Raw genomic sequence first — 20208 nt, forward strand, 5'->3', positions numbered from 1 at the left:
TGTGTTTTAGCTATGGTGTTGAGAAGTCAACTTGCTTACGTCGTAACCTTTTGATTTGCAATGTGCCACAATTTCTTCATAGGATTTTTTGGGTATCGATTTATTGCGGCTCATGATGAAGAGAAATTTATGGTCTGGGTGACCGACAACTACATAGGAGTAATCATCAGCCAGTTCTATGATCCAGTAATCAACCTTGATTGGCCAGATAAACTGAGCTTGTAGTTCGCCGCTATCACCATTTTCTGAGGGAAACATTTTTGAGTTTCTGGAGTATATTTTGTCGTCGTTCGGTTTCTTGTAAGTAGTGAGCACATTATAGTACCCTTCTTTGTTTAAAGTGTATTTGGTGGTAGTTTCCCTACTTCCCTTATCGAAAATGGTTGGTATTGAATAGAGCGAATACCATGTGCCTGAATATTTTCGAAGATCGAGTTTAGCAACGGGTGCATTTTTCTCCATTGGTAAAACACTCATAAACATTAAAAGGATTGCACAGATCAGTTTCATAACATCAGGATTTGATATTATTTACGCAAGAAAGCATAAAACAGTTTCTTTTAAAACTTATTTTTCGATTTCCAGATAAAGCCATCCAGAACATAATGTGTTGATTGCGGTAATGAAAGCAGGGGTACAATCAGCATCAGCGCATTGTTGCTGTTTAGGTAAGGTAAAAATACAAATGGCTTAAAAACAGATTGATGTTCACGCCAGACCATCCCATCCCATAAGCCTTCTTCGAGATAGGCAAATACAAGCAGAATCATTACAAAATACACAATACCAAATTTGTCAAAACATAAAGAGCATATTTTACTCTTTAAACTGAGGTTGTGATTTTTCTTTTTTTCGAAAAACCAGATCAGTGCCATGTATGGGATTCCATGCGATATTACATTCAGTGTGGTAAAGGCCATATCGCCATTGAAATACACAATTCCAAAATACCACGATAAAAATGTACCGATGATGATCAGGTTGCGTGGAACATTCACCCATTTGTTTTTCATGCAGCTTATGGTTTCTTTTAAAACGTAAACTGAAATGATCGCCACGTATAATATGGTGGCATAGTGCAATAAAAAATCGTTCTCAAAGCTTAAAAAATCTCCTTCTACAAACCAGTTGAAGTTTCTTCCGGGGCTGAGGTGCCAGAATATAAGCGGGTAAATGGTTGCGGTATAAATAGCTACCTGATCGATAAGCTTAACGGCTTTTGATGTTTTTTCGGTCCGCGAATACAGACGCATAAACCCATATTGCTGCCTGATGAAATGATAAACTGCCAGATAGGCCAATAGCCGCCAGAACCACAAGGCATCAAACTTATAAATGATTATCCCAAAAATATAACATACGAGAGGAACCGAAAGGAGTAAGGTTTTTTGATTTTTGAAATTTTCTGAATTAAAGTAAGTGCGGTACAGTGTGCTGTAAACATGCGCTACATCGATAAATAGGATCAGAAAAACCCAGTAAGCTACCGGAATACCGACTGATTTTTGAAACTGGGCAGGAAAAAGCACAACCAGTAAAAGCGATATAAATGCGGGCGAGAGGATAAAAAATATATCACTCCATTTCGAATTTAGCCAGGGTTGCCGATTATCCATTCAGATCGAGTATTTGCTGTGCTGCGTTGATTCCCTGGTGAAAGGCTTCTTCAAAAATCGAAATACCGCTTAAATCGGTATGGGCAAAGAAAATTTTATCAGCTATGTTGTTTCTGGCTGTTTCCAGGTTTTCATTCCAGATAAAATCTTTTCCGGGAGCAATCATGCCGTGCCCCCAAACCCATAAATCGATATTTTCGATAGTTTGGGTAATGTTTGGGTGGATCATTTCCAGTTCGGACATAATGATGTCTAACCATTGCTCATAGCTTCTGGAGTAGGCGGCCAAACGTGCAACCGCAGGCTCATAATCGCATAGCGGTAAATAATAAGTTATTACCCTTTTGTTTTCTGAAATTTTAAGGTGTTGCTGTGCCGAATTAACATAACCTACAGACGGCGTTCCGAACGCCACGTTATCCCAGCATAAATCTATCCCCTTTGATTGGGGAAGCGCACTGATGGTAATGTTTGCAATTAACCAGGGCGAATAGCTGAAAGCCGTATAATCGACCTCACGCTTCAGTGTTTTAAGCAATCTGTTGTTTACAAATTGCGGCGAACATAAAATTATCTTTTGTGCTTCTATCTGTTCCGTTTGCTGGGTTTCGGTATTAAAAACCGATGCGATAACCGTTCCGGCCGGTGATAGTGATACGTTATAGCACATCGTACCTGTTCTGATATGAGTTTTTAGGCCCGACGCCAGCTTGTTCATTAGCCAACCGTTTCCTTCGGGCCAGGTTAAAATGGCATTTTGCTCTGCATTGGCTGCTTTTCCCCGTCGCGATGCAAAATAATGCAAGCCTGCCCATGCAGAAATTTTGCTGGCTTTCTGCCCGTAATCATCTTTACAGGCGTAATCTAAATACCATAGCAAGAATTTGGAATGATACCCTTTTTCTTCGAGGTACGAACTAAAAGTTACCCGGTCCAGTTGCCGGTATGTGGGGTCGGCCGATGAATTTTTAAGCGGAATATCAAAAACAAATTTTCCGTCGCTGCCTTTGGTTTGTTTAAGCAGATCAACCTCTTTTAAAAAAGCCCTGATCTGTTGTTTATCGGCTTCGGGCACGCCAAAATCGGGAATCAGTCCTTCCTGCCATTCTCCGTTAATCAGCAGGCGTTCTTCGGGATCGAAGGTTAAATAATAATCGTTGTAGTAAGGCAGGCCGGCTTCGGTATGGGTAATTACTCCAATCTCCCTGAAAAAATCAATAAGCAGCCCATCTTCATTGTTGGCTATGGTTACATAATGGGCACCCAGCGGATAGGCACTGATATTGTTTGTTCCGCAATGGGCATTTCCCCCGGTATGGTTTTCGAGTTCGAGGATTTCGAAATCTGTCTCCCCATTATTTTTTAACCACCTGCCGGCAGATAGCCCTGAAATGCCTGTTCCTACAATTAGGGTTTTAATTTTTCTTGCGCTTGTGGGTTCCGGTAACCTGATGCGGTCTCTTAAGATATGTCCGGCTTTTTCGTTGGGCCCTTTCAGGCTTCCCTTAATGTGATACGGATGGCCCTTAAGCTTTTTGATACACCCGTTAATGAAAATCCCACCTGTAATTAAACCAACCCTCAATAAAAATGAGCGCCTTTTCAGGTACGACGAAAAGTTATCCTTATAATACGTTTGCCCACTCATCTTCGAAATACTTCACCAAAATCTGGTTGTTCAGCTTGTTAACATTGGTTTCTACCCTGGCCATATCCTTCGGGAAATACAGCATTAAATCTAAACTCTGTTTAGACATGAATTTTAAACCGGGCAGATATTGTTTCGGTTTTACATAAGGATTACCGGGTTCGGTAGCCAAAATATATCCCCATTCGCCAAACGATGGAACATAATTATGATAGGGGATGGTTTTTAAGCCTACGCTTTCGAGGGTTTTGTTTACCGTCCAGAACGATTTTGGAGCAACATACGGAGAGGTAGACTGAATTACCATCAAGCCCTTTGGGGCCAATATCCCCTTTACCAGTTTGTAAAATGCATTGGTATAAAGCTTGCCAACAGCATAATTTGAAGGGTCGGGGAAATCGATCACGATAAAATCAAAGGTGTTTTTTTGTGCCTTGATCCAGCTAAATGCATCGGCATTGATTACCTGTACTTTTGGTGAAAGCAGCGAATTTTTATTCAGGCCCATCAATATTTTGTTCGACTGGAACAAACCGGTCATTCCTTTATCCAAATCAACAAGTGTTACCGAGCGGATGTTGGGATATTTGAGGATTTCCCTTACGGCAAGCCCATCGCCACCGCCCATTACCAAAACATTTTGTGCCTGTGGCAAAGCCTGCAGGCCGGGGTGTACCAGGGCTTCATGGTAACGGTATTCATCATCAGAGCTGAACTGAAGATTACCGTTTAAAAAGAGTTTTAAAACCTTGTTCTTTTTGGTGAGGATGATGCGCTGATATGGAGTGCTTTTGGAATAAATAATGGTATCGCTATAGGTTTGGCTTTCAGAAAAACTGGTAATTTTATCGGCATATACAAATCCGGCCAAAAGGAAAACGATGCTGATGATTGAAGCACTTTGTAAATACCGCGAAGCTTTAATTTCTTTTTTAAAGCTGATACATACAATCAGTGCCACCGCAACATTAAGCATTCCAAACAGATAGGCCGTTTTTACCAGGCCCAGGTGTGGGATGAGGAGCAAGGGGAAAACAAGCGATGCGAGTAAAGCGCCAATGTAATCGAAGGTAAAAACTTTAGAAACGAGGTCTTTAAACTCAAAGCGGTCTTTCAAAATCCGCATTAAAAGGGGAATTTCCAACCCGACTAAAATTCCGGTTAAACTTACAAATGCGTAAAGTACAATGCGGAAAGAGGCAATACTTTCGAATACCAGAAAGAGTACCGTTGAGCTTAACCCGCCTACCAACCCCACCAGGATTTCGATCTGTATAAACCACGATAGTATATTCTTTTCAAAATATTTTGAAACCCATGAGCCAATGCCCATAGAGAACAGGTAAACGCCTATGATGGTCGAAAACTGTGTTACCGAATCGCCCAGCAGGTAGCTGGCCAACGTACCGGCAATGAGCTCGTAAATGAGTCCACAGGTTGCAACAACAAATACAGAAATAAGTAAAAGCGCAGGGAGTTTTTTATTCATTTCTAGCTATGGATGGCTGAACTGATAATAATCGCAATCGCGATAATAAATGCTGCCGCAATAATTGCCAAAGCCATGTTGCGCTTTTCCAAAATCTCTTTCCACAGGTTTTCGGGTGTAATTTTTTCGATAATCCAAAAGGAAACAAACAGTACGGAGATTCCCAAAACAGAATACACCACAGAGGCGATGATGTATTTGATGTTGATTAATTCACTTAAGCTCATGGTTTTTTTATTTATGGTAAAATCTGTTTACAGTTCCCGAATGGCTTTTGTTTCCATTAAATTCGGTGTTTTTTTCTACGTTATCCTGGTAAAAGGCGGTGCCGGTAATGCCGCAATAGCTATAGTAGCCAATTGCAAGTATTAAAATAACCAGGTAATATTTAATTGATTTGATGTTCATTTAATCGTTTACAAAAGGTGAGTAATCGCTGTTGCTCCACCGTCTTTTTTCATAGTTACGCATCAGGTACCAGGAAATAGCAGGGAAAATGGCAAAAGCAAGCATGGTTAAAAGCGTGTTGCGCCACATACTGGAGTTGGCTGTGGCCTTAATATATAGGTTTGTACTTGTTGTATCGCCCGAGGCGGGATATACATTGAGGTGGTATTTACCTTTTGGAATTCCTGCCACCATTACTTTTTCTGTTGTAGAGCCTTCACTCCATTTTTCGCCATCTTCGTAACCGTGATAATACTCAATGCCCTTGCTTACTTCCCAGGTGCGGTTGTCTTTTTCGTTTACAAGTACTATAGTTGTTTCAAACCAGTTATTGTCAACATTGGCGCTGATGTTAAATTCAATATTGGAAGAATAATCTTCAACATTAAATGAAGGTGTAATGAAAGGTTTAAAGGAATTGGGATCGGTTTTGCCGTCGAATTGAATTGCAAAGTCGTCGTTGATGAGATCTTTTTCGGGTTTGAAGATCTCGAATGCAAAATGTAAACCCAAAACAACCAGCATGGCAATAATACTGATCTGTAAAGTTGGGATCCACCTGTCGTAGGCCTTTGATGGTTCGTTGGCGCCAATGCCCGTTTTAACCGGTAGTTCTTTTATATTCAATCCAAACGCTGCGGCTATCTCATCAGGTTGGAGGTATTCTCCTATATAATAGTTTGTTAAGCCGTTCGATTTGCCGATAATTTCCTTAACAACCATAAAAGGTGGTGCAATGTATTCGGTAGCTTTAACCTTTTCATTAAGAACATCCCAGTCTAATTCCCCTAACATGGCAGTTATGGCTGGTGTGTAATGGTTAAAAAGTTTGTATTCCACATCTTTATAACCTACGCTGTTTCCATACGAAATCGGCTGTTTAAAATCAGGCAGAAATTCCGGGCCTGCAATTAAATTCCAGTGGCCGTTAAATTCCGAAATCGTTACATAACCCTTGTTGTGGCTTGTTAAGATATACTCTCTCCAGTTGTAATCGGTTCCTGCTTCTTTTTTTTCGAGGTAAGCAATCACTTTTAGATCTACCCCATGGATATTTGCAGTGGCTCCGAGTTTTAATAAAGGCTGTTTTTGCGGCCCATCCAATTGTTTTTTTTGCTTTTTTAAATCATTACCGACTATCTGGAAATATGACCGGCAAAATGAGCATATGGTGAACTCGCTGCGTGGCAGATCGTAAAGTATCACGTTCTGCCCGCAATCCGGGCAACTAATTGCTTCAGATAGTTTGAAATATGGCTTAGAAGATGTTCCCATTAGCGAACTACTTCTGTTTTCCGGATTTCTACCCCGGCGAAATAGATTAATACATCCTTATAAATTGACCTTACTTTTTCGGTATTGTCTTTCTGGTAATTGGAAAGAAAAATATCGAATGTTGCGAGCTTAAATTCAGGCCACGTATGGATTGACAGGTGAGACTCTGTAAGGCAGATTACCGCTGTAAAGCCTCCATTTGGGAAATCGTAATAAACTTCACCTACTTTTTCTAACTGATTTTCCTTTATAAGCCCGTCGAAGAAAATCTTTGAATCACTGTAATTCGAAAGCTGAATGTTTTTCGAGGAAGAAAATTCTGATAATATATGTAGTCCCGGACTATACTTCATGGAGCGTTTGGTATTTTCCAAAAATAATAATTATTTCAAAAAGTAGCGATTAAATCGATGGTTGGGAGTCTATAATAAAATGATCATCTGCATCTTCATCTAATGGAAGATAAATCCTTTCCCATTCAGTGCCGTCAACAATTTCCCAGGTGTGGCCCATTCCCTGCGTATCATCGGCAATCAGAATGATGCCCGGCTCTAGGATAAAGGTTTTTCCATCGGTAACCGTGAATTTTAATTTCCCCCTTAAAGTAATTACATATTGCCTTCGTGGTGCCGGATGGGAGGAATATTGTAAAGAAGTATCTGTTTGGGCGAAAAAGTAACCGGTGTTTATGTGCTGCCTGATTGGTATTTTGCCTATGTCAAAAGTACAGTCGTTGTTTTCTGTATTGATTAATCTAATGGCCTTTATGTAATTTTTAGTCTCGGCTTTTTCTAGTGTCATCTTCAAAATATTTTTAAAATTTTAGTGTTGTTTGTCCTGTTTGTTCGGTATCACTTTCGTGTTGTAAAAGCCATTGTTTACGCCACAACCCACCTGCATAACCTACCAGTTTGCCGTTACTACCTATTACCCGGTGGCAGGGAACTACTATGGCAATGTCGTTTTTACCGTTTGCTGCGGCAATAGCCCTAATGGCTAATGGCTTATGCGCTGAGAAGTTAGCATAAGAAGTAGTTTTTCCGTAGGGAATAGTGAGGAGGTTTTGCCATACTTCCTGCTGAAAGGTTGTGCCTTTTTGTTTAACGGGGAAATCAAAAACTTTTAGTTTGCCGTTGAAGTATGCTTCCAACTGGCCGGCAGCGTTTCTTGTTAGCTCGTTTTCCAGCAGGCCATTTGTAACTTTTTCAGCAAAAGTGATACTGTATACGAAATCATCATCAGCGAGGATGGTAATGTTGCCAATAGGCGATGTTATAACGGATGCGTAATTCATATTGATTTATGGAAACACGGCGATTGCTGAATTGAAGGATAAAATTTTCATTATATCCCTGTGTTTTAGTGGCCGTTATCTGTGCTTAAAACTTTAAACAATATTACAACAATCATACAATTTTTATATCCAATATTTGTCAATAAAAGTATCTTTGCGGTTATGCAACTGGCCAAGGAGGTTAAATATTTAATCCATAAGGAAGTACTGTTAGAGTGGCGCTCCAAATACACTATTAATGGTGTGTTGTTATATGTGGTTTCTACTATTTTTACCTGCTACCTTTCTTTTGTAAGCCTGAGCGATAAGCTGGCCTGGAACGCACTTTTCTGGATAATTATGCTTTTTGCATCTATTAACGGGGTTTCGAAGAGCTTTTTGCAGGAAACCAAGGGGCAGCAGTTATACAGCTATATTCTGGCCAGCCCGGCTGCCGTATTAATATCAAAAATAGTCTACAATATTTTATTAATGCTTGTTTTAACAACAATTGCACTGGGGTTTTATACACTTGTTTTTGATACGTTTACTCCACCCGATTTAATGTTATATTATATTGCGGTTGTAATCGGCAGCGTTAGTTTTTCGACGGTTTTTACCATGGTTTCGGCAATTGCCAGTAAAGCTGGTAACGGTGGAATGTTAATGGCCATTTTAAGTTTTCCTATTATCATTCCTGTATTGATTTTGCTGATTAAACTGGCTAAGAATGCCGTTGACGGATTACCCTGGGAAAATAGCTATGATGAGATAGGAATGCTGGTAATTGTAAATGTACTCACGGTTGCGACCTCTTTATTGTTATTTCCTTACCTTTGGAGAGATTAAAGTGAATGATTGAATTGTGATTGATAGCGTGATAGAATTAGTGAATGATTGAGTATTCATCATGCTAGTAATATTCACTCATTTAAAATCCATTCATTAAAATTAAATATAACATATGAATAAAACCTGGTGGAAAATTTTAGGTTCGGTACTGGTGATTTATACTGCAATTGCAGGTTTGTTGCTTGGGGTGCCACGTTTGCCAATTTTAAATGAGTCAATCAGGAACCTGTATTTTCACGTTCCGATGTGGTTTGCTATGATTGTATTGTTTTCGATTTCTGTATTTTATAGTATTAAATCTTTGAGTTCAAAAAGTGAAATTGATGATATCAAAGCGGTGGAAAGTGTGAACGCGGGGATTATTTTTGGCCTTCTGGGGCTGATTACCGGTGCAATCTGGGCTAAATATACCTGGGGACAGTTCTGGAGTTTTGATCCGAAACAGAATTTCGCAGCCATTTCAGTTTTATTATATTTCGCTTACTTAATCCTTCGCAATGCGATAGATGAGGAACAAAAAAGGGCAAAGATTTCTGCCATTTACAATATTTTTGCGTTTCCGATGATGGTCGTTTTACTTTTCGTTTTGCCACGTTTAAAAGATTCGCTCCATCCGGGCAATGGCGGTAATCCGGGATTTAACAGTTACGATTTAGATAGCCGCATGCGGATGGTATTTTATCCGGCATGTTTAGGCTGGATATTAATAGGGTATTGGGTTTACACTATCCGATTCAGACTACGTTCAATAGAAAATAAACAACAACACAACTAATGAAAAAGATATTATTTTCACTCATATTAATGCTTGCCGGTTTGCAATTGTTTGCGCAGGACAATGGTGTAGAAATGGCCGATAAGCTGCGTAGCGATGGTAAAATTTACGTTGTGGTAACGTGTATTGTTATCATTCTTGTTGGTTTGCTTGCCTATCTTTTCTCGATCGATAAAAGATTAAAAAAAATAGAAAAAGATAACTTTCCTAAAAACTAACTTTAAACTGTTCAGAGCCATTTTTTAAAACATTTTCTATTGGTGTGCGCTTTACACTAAGTGTTTTTCCATTTGGATATATGCATTTTTTTTAGGCAATTTTGCACCATACTTAATTCATAAAAATAAAAAATGGCTAATCTAGCAGACGAGAACAAGTTTTTTGCTGACGTATGCAAAAACTTTGACAGTGCGGCTCAATTTACCAATCATCCGGAAGGTTTATTGAACCAGATTAAAGCGTGTAATAGTGTTTATCGTTTCCAATTCCCAATTCGCAGAGGAAACGGTTTTGAAGTTATCGATGCATGGCGTGTAGAGCACTCGCATCATATGAGTCCAACCAAAGGTGGTATTCGCTACAGCGAAATGGTGAATGAAGATGAGGTGATGGCGCTTGCAGCTTTAATGACTTACAAGTGTGCGATAGTAAACGTTCCTTTTGGTGGTGCAAAAGGTGGTATCAAAATTAACACGAAGCAATACAGTGTGGCGGAATTAGAAACCATCACCCGCCGTTATACCACAGAATTAATCAAGAAAAATTTTATTGGTCCTGGTATTGATGTTCCTGCACCAGATTATGGTTCGGGTGAGCGTGAGATGAGCTGGATTGCTGATACTTATATGACTATGAATCCTGGTCAGTTAGATGCTCTGGGTTGTGTTACCGGTAAGCCAATTGCGTTGCACGGTATCCGCGGCCGTAAAGAGGCTACTGGTCGTGGTGTAGCTTATGCTGTGCGCGAATGTGTAGAGGTTGCTGAAGATATGGCTAAAATTGGTTTGAAAGCCGGTTTAGGTGATAAACGTGTTATTGTTCAGGGGCTAGGTAATGTAGGGTACCACTCTGCAAAGTTCCTTGCAGAATTCGGCGCAACTATTGTTGGTTTATGTGAATTTGAAGGTGCAATTTACAATGCTAACGGTTTAAATGTAGACGAAGTTTTTGCACACCGCAAAAATACAGGTTCAATTTTAGGATTTCCCGGAGCAACTGATTTTAAAAATTCAATGGAAGGCTTAGAGCAGGATTGTGATATCATTGTTCCAGCAGCATTGGAAAATCAGTTTACTGAAAGTAATATCCGTAATATTAAAGCAAAAATAATTGCTGAAGGTGCAAACGGACCAACAACTCCAGAAGCTGAAGCTATTTTCACTGAAATGGGTGGTATCATTATTCCTGATATGTATTGCAATGCCGGTGGTGTTACTGTATCTTATTTCGAGTGGTTGAAGAACCTTTCACACGTGGCATTCGGCCGTATGGAGAACCGTTATGCAGCTAATTCAAATGCGAACTTAATTGCAACATTAGAGAATTTAACAGGAAAAACCATTCTTCCTGAGCACAGGTTAATGATTGTTAAGGGCGCTTCGGAAATGGAACTGGTAAATTCGGGGTTAGAGGATACGATGATTCATTCTTACCATGAAATTCGTGAAACTTTGAAAAATAAGCCGGGTACGCAGACCCTAAGAACTGCTGCTTTTGTTAATTCGATTGATAAAATTGCAGTTTCTTATATGAATTTGGGTGTTTGGCCTTAATAACAAAGGCTAAAAGTTAAAACGAAAAATCCCTGCAGATTACTCATTTGCAGGGATTTTTTATATATAGAGGTGGTTATGTTGTTATCCCCAACTCTTCCAGATCAAGTCGCCATTCTTCTTTTCTGATAATCTCATCGTCGTAATTTTTGTTGTGTTTAAGATGATGAAGCTCATTTCTCTGGATCTCAATCAGCTCTAGCACAATCTTTTTATAGGCACTTAAGTCTTCTTTATCAATATCTCCACGCTTGTAGGCCTGTATTGTATCTTTCTTTTCTACTAATGAATGCTGAAGTTCGGCTTTTAAATTTACCATCAATTCGTTGTGCGTACACTGGTGCTGATAGTCTGACTGCAGTTTTTCCAGTGAGAGATCCAGCAGTTTTAATTTAATCTGGTTGCTTTGTTCTGATTCAGATAATTTGTGTTTGGCTTCAGGTATTTTTAGTAATTTAATGAAGAACGGTAGTGTAAGGCCTTGCAAAACAAGTGTTACAAAAATTACTACAAATGTGATAAACAGGATGAGGTTTCTTAACGGAAATGGAATCTGTTCAGAAATCATAACCGGAATGGATAGGGCAGCTGCGAGCGATACCACACCTCTCATACCTGCATAAACGATTACAAGGGAGGAATGCCAGGTTAAATCCTGATACCTGACGCGAGTTTTTTTGTTAAAAACCTTGGTGATGTTAGCTGTTGAAAACAGCCAGATAAACCGTACAACAAGGGCAAGGAGGCTAATCCCTACACCATAACCTACTGCAGTCATCATTGGATAATCCGGACCCAGGCCGTGTACAATATCAGGCAGGGCCAATCCGATAAGGATGAATACCACACCATTAAGCATGAAAGTGAGTGCCGACCACACTGAAACCGTTTTGATCCGGGAATTTGGGGTCAGGATTACATGCGACTGACTGGAGAGTAATAATCCCCCCGATACTACAGCCATTACACCCGATGCTTCGAAATGTTCTGCTACTACATACATAAAATATGGGGTAAGTAATGTGAGTACGGTATCGATATTTTCATTGGTAGGCAGCCATCTGTGGATGCAATAGAATATTCCTCCAATTGCCAAACCGATTACGATACCCAATCCTGCAACTGAGATGAAACTTACCGCCGCTTCGTGAAGTACGAAGCTACCTGTAGCAACAGTTGCCAGAGCAAACTTGAACACGATTAAACTGGATGCGTCGTTTACCAGACTTTCTCCCTCTAACAGGGAGCTGACTGCCTTTGGGATTTTTAATCCTTTTAAAACTGCTGCAGCAGCTACGGCGTCGGGAGGGGAAATGATCCCGCCCAGAAGGAAGCCAAGAGCGAGGGTAAATCCTGGTATAAATGCTACGGATGCATAGGCTACAGCTACAGATGTAATGAAAACTAATCCTACTGCCATAAGAAAAATGGCGCCTTTATATTCCCAGAAATCTTTCCATGAGGTAAACCACGCTGCTTCATATAGCAGGGGTGGCAGGAATAACAAGAAAACGATGTTTGGATCGATTTTAATCTGTGGCATACCGGGAATAAAGCCAATAAGTAGACCAGCCATCACCAGAAATATAGGGTATGAAATCTTTATTTTCTGGCCCAACATCACCAGAAGGGTTACGCCTAGCAGAAGAACAAGGATAAGGACGAGATTGTCGTGTAGCATGTAGAATTTTGTTTGGTATACTAATAGTAACAAAAAAATGGATATTATTTGTAAAACAGAAATGAAATATGCAATTCTGCCACATTGTTATGCCAGGATCCAAGCACATATGGTTTGAGGTGATTTAATCCATTCGTTTTTAAGGACTGTAAAACTGTATTTTCCCGCTCTATTTAAGAACGTAGATAAATAGGGTGATGCAACTTAATTTGTTAAGCTCAACTATCAGGTAATTGTCAATATAACGACACGAAAAATGTAAAAGAATGCTTGCTAAGGCTATTTTTCTATCTTTGTTGCCAGCTTTTACAATAACATATAAAATGAAAAAAAGTGCGATAATTGGTCTGATTACCATTGCGATTTCTGTTGGAATTCTTTTTAGTTTAAACGCAAATACTGACACGTATTCTAATTTTAAAGAGGCCGCTGCTTCTCAGAAAGAAGAGCATGTTATGGGTTACTGGGTAAAATCTATGGGTGCCTATTATGATGCCGCGAAAGATGCCAATCATTTTGCTTTCCATATGAAGGATGAAAAAGGTGAAGTTCGGGAAGTTGTATATAAGGGAACGAAGCCTCAGGATTTTGAAAAATCAGAAAAGCTGGTGCTTATCGGAAAAATGGATAAGGATAAATTCTATGCGTCTAAAATATTAATGAAATGCCCATCTAAATATAATGATAATCTGGTTGAGATTAACAAAGATGGTAAGGTGGATACAGTGGGCAAATACGGCGAAAAATATAATTAATTTAATGGACATTCAATTTATAGGCGAAAACCTGTTGCCGGGTAAAATCGGGCAGTTTTTTATTGTGCTGGCGTTTAGCGCATCATTATTATCAGCCATTGCGTATTTCTACGCCAGTCGCGAAAAAAACTTAAATGATAATTCCTGGAGGAACCTTGGCCGAATTGGATTTCTGGTAAACTGGGCCAGTATTATTGGTATTGGTGCCATTCTTTTCTATCTTGTTTTAGGCCATTATAATGAATATAGTTATGTTTACTGGCACTCCTCAAAACAGTTGCCTGTTTACTTTATCATTTCTGCTTTTTGGGAAGGTCAGGAGGGAAGTTTTTGGCTTTGGGCTTTCTGGCAGTCGTTTTTAGGTGCGCTGTTGATCTGGAAGGCCAGGACATGGGAACGTCCGGTAATGACCGTAGTTGCTTTTTCTCAGGTTTTTCTAACTTCAATGCTTTTGGGTGTTGAGATTTTTGGCGAACGTATTGGCAGTTCCCCATTCATTCTATTAAGAGAATCTCTTGATTTGAAGTCGATGGCACCTGTAGTTTTTGCCAATCCGGAGAACTTTGCCAACTATCTAAAGTTTATTACCGACGGCAGGGGATTGAATCCGTTGCTGCAAAACTATTGGATGGTGATTCACCCGCCTACCTTATTTCTTGGTTTTGCCAGTATGGTGGTTCCGTTTGCATATGCAGTTGCGGGTTTGTGGCAAAGAAGATATAAAGAATGGATTAAACCAGCTATGCCGTGGACGCTTTTTGCCGTAATGGTTTTGGGTACAGGCATTATTATGGGTTCTTTCTGGGCTTATGAAGCGCTTAACTTTGGTGGTTTCTGGGCATGGGATCCTGTTGAAAATGCATCATTAATTCCATGGTTGACATTAATCGGAGCTGTGCATGTGATGATTGCTTACAAAAATACGGGTCACGCCTACTTTACGGCTATTGCGCTAGTTTTTTTAAGTTTCTTACTGGTACTGTATGCATCATTTTTAACCAGAAGCGGGATTTTGGGTGATACATCTGTCCACTCGTTTACCGATATGGGGATGTTCGGGCATCTTATCCTATACAATGTGGTTTTTGCTATTCTGGCTATTGGGTTGATCATCTGGCGTTGGAAAGAATTGCCGATTACAACGAAAGATGAGGAAACTTATTCCCGTGAATTCTGGATGTTCATTGGTGCCTTAGTGGTTACCATTGCCTGTATTCAGGTTATTTTCTCCACATCGGTACCAGTGTTCAATAAAGCCTTCGGAACAAACTTTTCTCCGCCTATTGATGCTGTAAAATATTATAATCAATGGCAAGCACCATTTGCTGTATTAATCACCCTTATATCAGGTTTCTCTCAGTATTTGAAATATAAACGTACAGATCCACGCAAGTTTTACAGCAGCTTGGTTTCTGTGGTATTGTTTTCAATTGTACTAACTGCAGGATTGGTGTATGTGGCCGATGTATATACGAACACCATGTATATTCTGATTACTTTCAGCTGTTTATTTGCAGTGCTTTCAAATGCTGCTGTTTTATATCAGGCTTTTGGTGGAAAGGTTAAGCTTGCAGGGTCGGCAATTGCACACATTGGCTTTGCTTTTCTAATATTAGGTGCGTTAATTTCCGCAGCTACTAATAAACCGATTTCTATCAATGCCAATAACTTTATTCCAGTTAAAGATTTCGAGAAAACTGAAAAGCCAGGAGAAAACATTATGTTGTATAAGAACGAACCTAAGCAAATGGGTAAATACACCGTTACTTATACTACTGATACGACTGTAGCACCAAATACCATTTACACGCTTAATTTTAAGATTGTAGATAAAGAAGGTAAGGTAAAAGAAGACTTCGATTTACATCCACACGTTCAGGACAACGAAAAAATGGGTTTAATTGCTTCGCCTGATACGAAACATTATTTAACATATGATGTGTACACGCATATCACCAGCGCGGCCATAAAAACGGCATCGCATGACGATCATGAAGGGCATTCTGACGATGAGAACTACAAAGAACCCCGCATTGTAAAAGTTTCTGCAGGAGACACCATTCATACTTCCAGCGGTGTAGTAACCGTAAAAGCATTAAACAATAAGCCTGAAGCTAAAGATTTAGTTCTGGCCCAAGGCGACTATGCTGTGGGATTACCATTGGAAATTAACTCGGCAGGCAAAGTTTATCAGGCTGAACCGATGTTCTTAATTAAGGGAAACAATACTTTTGATTTTGCGCGGAAAGTTGACGAACTGGATTTAAAATTCCGTTTTTCCAGAGTTTTACCTGACGAGAAAAAAGTGGAGCTTCAGATTTTTGAAAAGCCACAGCAAGCTAAGGATTGGGTAGTTTTCAAAGCGATAGAATTTCCATTTATTAACCTTTACTGGGCAGGTACAATTGTGATGGTTGTTGGCTTTTTACTTTCCATTTTTAGAAGAAGAAAAGAAGCTAAACTAGCGTAGAATGGATATTGTATTACTCGGTTCGGGAAATGTTGCAACAAGTTTAGCCAAAGCTTTGAAGAATGCTGGTGAAAGGTTATTGCAGGTTTACAGTCCAAACATCGAGCATGCCGTTTTTTTGGCTAAACAAGTCGGAGCGGAAGGCATATCCAATTTATCTGAAGTTGTTCGTGATACCGATTTATATATCATTTCTGTTAAGGATGATGCAATAGAACAAGTTGCGCAATCGCTTACTGAAGTTAGCGGGTTGGTAGTTCATACCTCTGGAACTACTGATATTAAATCTTTGGCAGGGCATTTAAAAAGGGTAGGGGTATTTTATCCTTTACAAACGTTTTCAAAAAGCCGATTGGTTTCATTGGACGATGTTCCCCTTTGTTTGGAGAGTAGCAGTGATGATGACTTGGGCATTCTAATTACATTAGCCGAGCGATTAAGCAGCCGGGTTTACCAGTTAAATGGTGAAAAAAGAAAGGTGTTGCATCTTTCTGCAGTTTTTGCCTGTAATTTTCCAAATCATCTTTATGCATTAGCAGCAGAAGTTCTACAACAAAGCGGACTTGATTTTGATATCATGAGGCCATTGATCAGGGAAACAGCCGATAAAGTGATGGTAAATATGCCTTTGGATATGCAGACTGGTCCATCTGTACGCAAGGATGAAAGTACTGTAAACAAGCATTTAAGTATGCTAAATAACCTTCCTCATCTGCAGGAAATTTATCAAACCTTAAGCAATAGCATTAAATTAATACATAAATAGCGTAAGTGCCGCTTTTGCTTATTACTTTTGCATTATATTATGAGCATTTTTAAATTAAAAATAAATTTTGAAGAAGCAGATCACGAATCGATAGAATTGCCTATTGCTGCGGGAGAGTCTGTTTTAGATGTTTGCCTTGATAATGGTGTTGATCTTCAGCATAACTGCGGGGGTGTTTGCGGTTGCAGTACATGCCACGTATATGTAACCAAGGGAATGGATAGCATTCAGGAGATTTCAGACAAGGAAGAGGATTTTATAGACAGGGCTGTTCGTCCGAGAATTACTTCGAGATTAGGTTGCCAATGTATCGTAATTGATGGCGATATTGAAGTGACCATTCCGGATCAGTCTGGATTTATGGGACACTAAATAAGTCATTTGCTACATCCTTTAATCGGAAAATCACATTAAACAAACATTCAACTTTACACAAAACAAACATGAACAACGATAAATTTGCCTTACCATTTTACTGGAATGATTATGAAGACATCGCAATGTCTTTATATGAAAAATTCGGAGACGAATTTGGCGAAACTAAAATTTACCGCATTCGTTTTACCGACTTATTAGAATGGGTTTTGACCTTGCCTAACTTTAAAGGAACCCGCGAAGAAAGTAATGAAGGTCATCTGGAGCAAATTCAATCTGCCTGGGTGTACGAGTGGAGAGATAATCAAGACTGATTTCGGATTTGAACGGGCTGTTTAACAACAGTCCTTCCTTTTTTTATAACTGCTCATGTTTCTAGAAAAGCTCAAAGATATTACTACATTTATTTTTGATGTTGATGGTGTATTGACAGATGGATCTGTTCAGGTAACTGATAATGGCCAATCGCTTCGCACTTTTAATATTAAGGATGGTTACGCTATGCAGCTTGCGGTAAAAAAAGGCTATAACCTCTGCATCATTTCCGGGGGCGATGGGGTTGCGATGGGAAGGCGCTTTTCTAATCTTGGTATTTCAGATGTGTTTTTAGGTACTGGAGATAAAGTGGCTGTTTTTAGACAGTATTTAGCTGATAAAAACATTAATGCTGCCGAGGTGCTTTACATGGGCGATGATATTCCGGATTTAAAAGTAATGAGGCTTGTGGGGTTGCCTACCTGCCCTGCAGATGCAGTCGAAGAAATCAAGGCAGTTTCTGTATTTATTTCACCTTACGCTGGTGGAAAGACCGCTGTACGTGATATCATTGAGAAGGTGATGAAGGTTCAGGGAAGATGGCACGACGAACATCCCAATGCCGTCGATTCCGGGGTTTAAATTCTTTTTCAATCATTATTATTTTCTTTGTGTATAGGGTTGTTGAGTGTAACAGTTAAGTTGCGTTTTTACTGTTAAACTTTCAATCTTATTATGACTCCAATCAGTCTAAATTTCAAAACAAAAACAACATGAAAAAATTAATGATGATTTGTGCATTGTTATTCTCTGTAGTAACTTTTGCAAATGCGCAGCAAGGTGGCGGCCCTGGAAGAGGTGGTATGATGATGAAGCCTGAAGAGAGGGTTAAGCAACTGGATGAAAAACTTAAACTGAGTGATGACCAGAAAACTAAGCTGACAGCTATTTATACCGAGCAGGCGGAAACGATGAAGAAAATGCGTGAAGAAGGTAAGGATGGCGACCGCGATGCAATGAGAGAGAAAGTTCAGAAAATGCGTGCGGAAAGTGAATTGAAAATAACTGCTCTATTAACCGAAGATCAGAAAAAAACTTATAAAACCTGGCAGGATGAGCAACGTGCTGAAATGGAGAAACGCATGAAAGAGCGTCAGGGTGGTGGAAATAACTAAGCTTTTTAGTTTAGGAATAATAATAATTAAAGCGGCTTATCGGCCGCTTTTATTATTTTAGGGGCATATTAAATATTATGTTGAAACACTTGTCAATTATATTAGCTTCGAAGTCGCCACGCCGGCAAGAACTTTTATCCTTAATGGGATTAAATTTTGAAGTAGTGCTTAAAGATGTAGATGAAAGCTACCCTGAAAACCTAAGCCCGGCAGAAATAGCAGTTTACATATCAGAACAGAAAGCAATGGCTTTTGAAGCTGTTGAGGAGATTGTAATTACAGCCGATACTATTGTAGCCATTGGCGGTGAGATTTTAGGTAAACCGCGCGACAAAGCACATGCTCAGGAAATGCTAAGAATGCTTTCTGGTCAGACACATGAGGTGTTTACGGGAGTAACTGTAATTCAGGACGGACATTTAAATTCTTTTTACGATCGGACCGTAGTACATTGCCGAACGGTCAGTGAAGCGGAAATTGACTTCTATATCGACCATTATGAGCCCTTTGACAAGGCTGGTAGTTATGGTGTACAGGATTGGTGGGGGAATACTGTCGTTGAAAGGATAGAAGGGTCGTACACCAATGTAATGGGATTACCAACCGAAAAGTTATATAAGGTTCTTTCAACAATAGGTTAAAGGATTGATATCAAAGGTATAACGCAATGATTCCCATCTTTAAATCGTAGGTAGAAAGCTTTAAATTAACAATCTGCAGCCGGTCTAATACGCAATTCGTAATTAATGTGGCCATCACAATCATATCTACGCGCAGGGGTATCATTCCCTTCATGTCTGAACGTTGCTGATGCGTTGATTTGATAATATCTTTACTTATTTCGATATAATCACCATAGTTAAAAGTGTGGTTTTTGATTTTTGATACCTCTATCCTGCGGTGATGTTTAGCTTCTATCAGTTCAGCAAAGGTTTCGAATGCACCAGCTGATCCGATAAGGGTTTCGGGCTGATGGGCTTCGCAGATATTGAATAAATCTGTGAGTTGATTTTCAATGTGATCAAGTATATTGTTTTTTTCATTATCAGAGATTGGATTGGATTTGAAAAACTGCTGCATCAGGCGCGCGGCACCTATGTTATAACTTTTCTTCCAGAATATTTGCCGCTCGTCGCACAAAATTAACTCTACGCTTCCGCCACCGATATCCATGATGAGTGATTTACTATCAATGGCGCCACTCAGCTTTACGCCTCCATAAATCAACGTTGCTTCTTCATCGCCGGTTATTGCTTCAATACGGATATTGGCATTAGCTTTCGCTGCATCAATAAATTCCTGCCCGTTATTTGCACTTCGTACTGCAGATGTTGCCGTGGCTTTCACAATATCGACGTTATATGCTTCGATTCTTTCATTAAAGACCTTGAGACAATTTACCCCTCTCTCAAAAGCTGCTGGGACGATGATGTTTTCGTTGATTCTTCCTTCGCCGAGTTTTACAGCCTGGTTGGTTTTGTAAAGCACCTTAAATATGGAATCTTTAATTTCAACAATAATTAAATGAAATGTATTCGTTCCTAAGTCAATAGCAGCAACACGCATAGTAGTTTACAATTTGAA

24 protein-coding genes are annotated in these 20208 nt (G+C 39.5%); 12 read left to right on the forward strand and 12 right to left on the reverse strand.

The window, feature by feature from the left end:
• Nucleotides 1-6: 6 nt before the first annotated feature.
• The 10 genes from R2Q80_RS02365 to R2Q80_RS02410 are packed head-to-tail and all read right to left on the reverse strand — an operon-like array spanning nt 7 to nt 7769.
• Nucleotides 7-510, reverse strand: coding sequence for a lipocalin family protein (locus R2Q80_RS02365; RefSeq protein ID WP_316798039.1), 504 nt, complete (start codon nt 508-510; stop codon nt 7-9).
• Between the two features lie 50 nt (nt 511-560).
• Nucleotides 561-1616 carry a hypothetical protein gene (locus R2Q80_RS02370; protein ID WP_316798040.1) on the reverse strand — a complete coding sequence of 352 codons (1056 nt, stop codon included), beginning with the start codon at nt 1614-1616 and terminating at the stop codon, nt 561-563.
• Nucleotides 1609-3264 carry an NAD(P)-binding protein gene (locus tag R2Q80_RS02375; RefSeq protein WP_316798041.1) on the reverse strand — a complete coding sequence of 552 codons (1656 nt, stop codon included), beginning with the start codon at nt 3262-3264 and terminating at the stop codon, nt 1609-1611. The genes R2Q80_RS02370 and R2Q80_RS02375 overlap by 8 nt, the downstream gene beginning before the upstream one ends.
• Complete coding sequence (locus R2Q80_RS02380; protein ID WP_316798042.1) at nt 3242-4753, reverse strand: polyamine aminopropyltransferase; 1512 nt, start codon at nt 4751-4753, stop codon at nt 3242-3244. Before R2Q80_RS02380 ends, R2Q80_RS02375 begins: the two co-directional genes overlap by 23 nt.
• Nucleotides 4754-4755: 2 nt before the next feature.
• Entirely contained in the window at nt 4756-4980 is a 225-nt protein-coding gene (locus R2Q80_RS02385; protein WP_316798043.1) for a DUF350 domain-containing protein, read from the reverse strand.
• Between the two features lie 7 nt (nt 4981-4987).
• Nucleotides 4988-5161 (reverse strand): hypothetical protein, encoded by a 174-nt coding sequence (locus tag R2Q80_RS02390; protein WP_316798044.1) that lies wholly within the window; start codon nt 5159-5161, stop codon nt 4988-4990.
• Nucleotides 5162-6475: a DUF4178 domain-containing protein gene (locus tag R2Q80_RS02395; protein WP_316798045.1), complete on the reverse strand. Its 1314-nt coding sequence runs from the start codon at nt 6473-6475 to the stop codon at nt 5162-5164.
• Nucleotides 6475-6849 (reverse strand): S-adenosylmethionine decarboxylase, encoded by a 375-nt coding sequence (locus R2Q80_RS02400; protein ID WP_316798046.1) that lies wholly within the window; start codon nt 6847-6849, stop codon nt 6475-6477. Before R2Q80_RS02400 ends, R2Q80_RS02395 begins: the two co-directional genes overlap by 1 nt.
• A 28-nt stretch (nt 6850-6877) precedes the next feature.
• Nucleotides 6878-7276 carry a hypothetical protein gene (locus R2Q80_RS02405; protein ID WP_316798047.1) on the reverse strand — a complete coding sequence of 133 codons (399 nt, stop codon included), beginning with the start codon at nt 7274-7276 and terminating at the stop codon, nt 6878-6880.
• Between the two features lie 13 nt (nt 7277-7289).
• Nucleotides 7290-7769, reverse strand: a complete 480-nt coding sequence (locus R2Q80_RS02410) for a methylated-DNA--[protein]-cysteine S-methyltransferase (RefSeq protein WP_316798048.1) — start codon at nt 7767-7769, stop codon at nt 7290-7292.
• 162 nt (nt 7770-7931) lie between these two features.
• Between R2Q80_RS02410 and R2Q80_RS02415 the strand changes: the two genes are divergently transcribed.
• From R2Q80_RS02415 to R2Q80_RS02430, 4 genes are all read left to right on the forward strand, one after another.
• Nucleotides 7932-8597, forward strand: coding sequence for a heme exporter protein CcmB (locus R2Q80_RS02415; RefSeq protein WP_316798049.1), 666 nt, complete (start codon nt 7932-7934; stop codon nt 8595-8597).
• A 115-nt stretch (nt 8598-8712) separates the two neighbouring features.
• Nucleotides 8713-9375 (forward strand): cytochrome c biogenesis protein CcsA, encoded by a 663-nt coding sequence (gene ccsA / locus R2Q80_RS02420; protein WP_316798050.1) that lies wholly within the window; start codon nt 8713-8715, stop codon nt 9373-9375.
• Nucleotides 9375-9593 carry a CcmD family protein gene (locus tag R2Q80_RS02425; RefSeq protein ID WP_047797589.1) on the forward strand — a complete coding sequence of 73 codons (219 nt, stop codon included), beginning with the start codon at nt 9375-9377 and terminating at the stop codon, nt 9591-9593. The genes ccsA (R2Q80_RS02420) and R2Q80_RS02425 overlap by 1 nt, the downstream gene beginning before the upstream one ends.
• Before the next feature lie 132 nt (nt 9594-9725).
• Nucleotides 9726-11147 carry a Glu/Leu/Phe/Val dehydrogenase gene (locus tag R2Q80_RS02430; protein ID WP_316798051.1) on the forward strand — a complete coding sequence of 474 codons (1422 nt, stop codon included), beginning with the start codon at nt 9726-9728 and terminating at the stop codon, nt 11145-11147.
• Nucleotides 11148-11223: 76 nt separating this feature from the next.
• On the opposite strand, the gene R2Q80_RS02435 is transcribed toward R2Q80_RS02430, so the two are convergent.
• On the reverse strand, nt 11224-12828 hold the full coding sequence (locus tag R2Q80_RS02435) for a Na+/H+ antiporter (protein ID WP_316798052.1): 1605 nt from the start codon (nt 12826-12828) through the stop codon (nt 11224-11226).
• A gap of 323 nt (nt 12829-13151) precedes the next feature.
• On the opposite strand from R2Q80_RS02435, the gene R2Q80_RS02440 reads away from it, so the two are divergent.
• The 8 genes from R2Q80_RS02440 (at nt 13152) to R2Q80_RS02475 (ending at nt 19265) form a co-directional block, all read left to right on the forward strand.
• Nucleotides 13152-13583: a cytochrome c maturation protein CcmE gene (locus R2Q80_RS02440; RefSeq protein WP_316798053.1), complete on the forward strand. Its 432-nt coding sequence runs from the start codon at nt 13152-13154 to the stop codon at nt 13581-13583.
• Nucleotides 13584-13587: 4 nt separating this feature from the next.
• Nucleotides 13588-16053 carry a cytochrome c biogenesis protein CcsA gene (gene ccsA / locus R2Q80_RS02445; protein WP_316798054.1) on the forward strand — a complete coding sequence of 822 codons (2466 nt, stop codon included), beginning with the start codon at nt 13588-13590 and terminating at the stop codon, nt 16051-16053.
• Nucleotide 16054: 1 nt separating this feature from the next.
• Nucleotides 16055-16819, forward strand: a complete 765-nt coding sequence (locus tag R2Q80_RS02450; RefSeq protein ID WP_316798055.1) for a Rossmann-like and DUF2520 domain-containing protein — start codon at nt 16055-16057, stop codon at nt 16817-16819.
• A gap of 39 nt (nt 16820-16858) precedes the next feature.
• On the forward strand, nt 16859-17191 hold the full coding sequence (locus R2Q80_RS02455; protein ID WP_316798056.1) for a 2Fe-2S iron-sulfur cluster-binding protein: 333 nt from the start codon (nt 16859-16861) through the stop codon (nt 17189-17191).
• A gap of 71 nt (nt 17192-17262) precedes the next feature.
• The gene (iscX, locus tag R2Q80_RS02460) at nt 17263-17508 is read left to right on the forward strand and encodes a Fe-S cluster assembly protein IscX (protein ID WP_047797582.1); all 246 of its coding nucleotides are present in this window, start codon (nt 17263-17265) and stop codon (nt 17506-17508) included.
• Nucleotides 17509-17563: 55 nt separating this feature from the next.
• On the forward strand, nt 17564-18091 hold the full coding sequence (locus tag R2Q80_RS02465; RefSeq protein ID WP_316798057.1) for an HAD hydrolase family protein: 528 nt from the start codon (nt 17564-17566) through the stop codon (nt 18089-18091).
• A 131-nt stretch (nt 18092-18222) separates the two neighbouring features.
• Nucleotides 18223-18624 (forward strand): Spy/CpxP family protein refolding chaperone, encoded by a 402-nt coding sequence (locus tag R2Q80_RS02470; RefSeq protein ID WP_316798058.1) that lies wholly within the window; start codon nt 18223-18225, stop codon nt 18622-18624.
• Nucleotides 18625-18701: 77 nt separating this feature from the next.
• A complete protein-coding gene (locus R2Q80_RS02475) occupies nt 18702-19265 on the forward strand; it encodes a Maf family protein (RefSeq protein ID WP_316798059.1) in 564 nt (187 codons plus the stop codon).
• A 10-nt stretch (nt 19266-19275) separates the two neighbouring features.
• Here R2Q80_RS02475 and R2Q80_RS02480 read toward each other — a convergent pair whose 3' ends face one another.
• Nucleotides 19276-20190: an exopolyphosphatase gene (locus R2Q80_RS02480; protein ID WP_316798060.1), complete on the reverse strand. Its 915-nt coding sequence runs from the start codon at nt 20188-20190 to the stop codon at nt 19276-19278.
• Between the last annotated feature and the right edge of the window lie 18 nt (nt 20191-20208).

It is taken from the genome of Pedobacter frigidisoli (genome assembly GCF_032678525.1).
Lineage (GTDB): Bacteria > Bacteroidota > Bacteroidia > Sphingobacteriales > Sphingobacteriaceae > Pedobacter > Pedobacter frigidisoli_A.

Bases quoted from the DNA above. Each gene is read 5' to 3' on its own strand.
- R2Q80_RS02365 (WP_316798039.1), bottom strand. From the start codon at position 510: ATGAAACTGATCTGTGCAATCCTTTTAATGTTTATGAGTGTTTTACCA.
- R2Q80_RS02370 (WP_316798040.1), bottom strand. From the start codon at position 1,616: ATGGATAATCGGCAACCCTGGCTAAATTCGAAATGGAGTGATATATTT.
- R2Q80_RS02375 (WP_316798041.1), bottom strand. From the start codon at position 3,264: ATGAGTGGGCAAACGTATTATAAGGATAACTTTTCGTCGTACCTGAAA.
- R2Q80_RS02380 (WP_316798042.1), bottom strand. From the start codon at position 4,753: ATGAATAAAAAACTCCCTGCGCTTTTACTTATTTCTGTATTTGTTGTT.
- R2Q80_RS02385 (WP_316798043.1), bottom strand. From the start codon at position 4,980: ATGAGCTTAAGTGAATTAATCAACATCAAATACATCATCGCCTCTGTG.
- R2Q80_RS02390 (WP_316798044.1), bottom strand. From the start codon at position 5,161: ATGAACATCAAATCAATTAAATATTACCTGGTTATTTTAATACTTGCA.
- R2Q80_RS02395 (WP_316798045.1), bottom strand. From the start codon at position 6,475: ATGGGAACATCTTCTAAGCCATATTTCAAACTATCTGAAGCAATTAGT.
- R2Q80_RS02405 (WP_316798047.1), bottom strand. From the start codon at position 7,276: ATGACACTAGAAAAAGCCGAGACTAAAAATTACATAAAGGCCATTAGA.
- R2Q80_RS02410 (WP_316798048.1), bottom strand. From the start codon at position 7,769: ATGAATTACGCATCCGTTATAACATCGCCTATTGGCAACATTACCATC.
- R2Q80_RS02415 (WP_316798049.1), top strand. From the start codon at position 7,932: ATGCAACTGGCCAAGGAGGTTAAATATTTAATCCATAAGGAAGTACTG.
- ccsA (WP_316798050.1), top strand. From the start codon at position 8,713: ATGAATAAAACCTGGTGGAAAATTTTAGGTTCGGTACTGGTGATTTAT.
- R2Q80_RS02425 (WP_047797589.1), top strand. From the start codon at position 9,375: ATGAAAAAGATATTATTTTCACTCATATTAATGCTTGCCGGTTTGCAA.
- R2Q80_RS02430 (WP_316798051.1), top strand. From the start codon at position 9,726: ATGGCTAATCTAGCAGACGAGAACAAGTTTTTTGCTGACGTATGCAAA.
- R2Q80_RS02435 (WP_316798052.1), bottom strand. From the start codon at position 12,828: ATGCTACACGACAATCTCGTCCTTATCCTTGTTCTTCTGCTAGGCGTA.
- R2Q80_RS02440 (WP_316798053.1), top strand. From the start codon at position 13,152: ATGAAAAAAAGTGCGATAATTGGTCTGATTACCATTGCGATTTCTGTT.
- ccsA (WP_316798054.1), top strand. From the start codon at position 13,588: ATGGACATTCAATTTATAGGCGAAAACCTGTTGCCGGGTAAAATCGGG.
- R2Q80_RS02450 (WP_316798055.1), top strand. From the start codon at position 16,055: ATGGATATTGTATTACTCGGTTCGGGAAATGTTGCAACAAGTTTAGCC.
- R2Q80_RS02455 (WP_316798056.1), top strand. From the start codon at position 16,859: ATGAGCATTTTTAAATTAAAAATAAATTTTGAAGAAGCAGATCACGAA.
- iscX (WP_047797582.1), top strand. From the start codon at position 17,263: ATGAACAACGATAAATTTGCCTTACCATTTTACTGGAATGATTATGAA.
- R2Q80_RS02465 (WP_316798057.1), top strand. From the start codon at position 17,564: ATGTTTCTAGAAAAGCTCAAAGATATTACTACATTTATTTTTGATGTT.
- R2Q80_RS02470 (WP_316798058.1), top strand. From the start codon at position 18,223: ATGAAAAAATTAATGATGATTTGTGCATTGTTATTCTCTGTAGTAACT.
- R2Q80_RS02475 (WP_316798059.1), top strand. From the start codon at position 18,702: ATGTTGAAACACTTGTCAATTATATTAGCTTCGAAGTCGCCACGCCGG.
- R2Q80_RS02480 (WP_316798060.1), bottom strand. From the start codon at position 20,190: ATGCGTGTTGCTGCTATTGACTTAGGAACGAATACATTTCATTTAATT.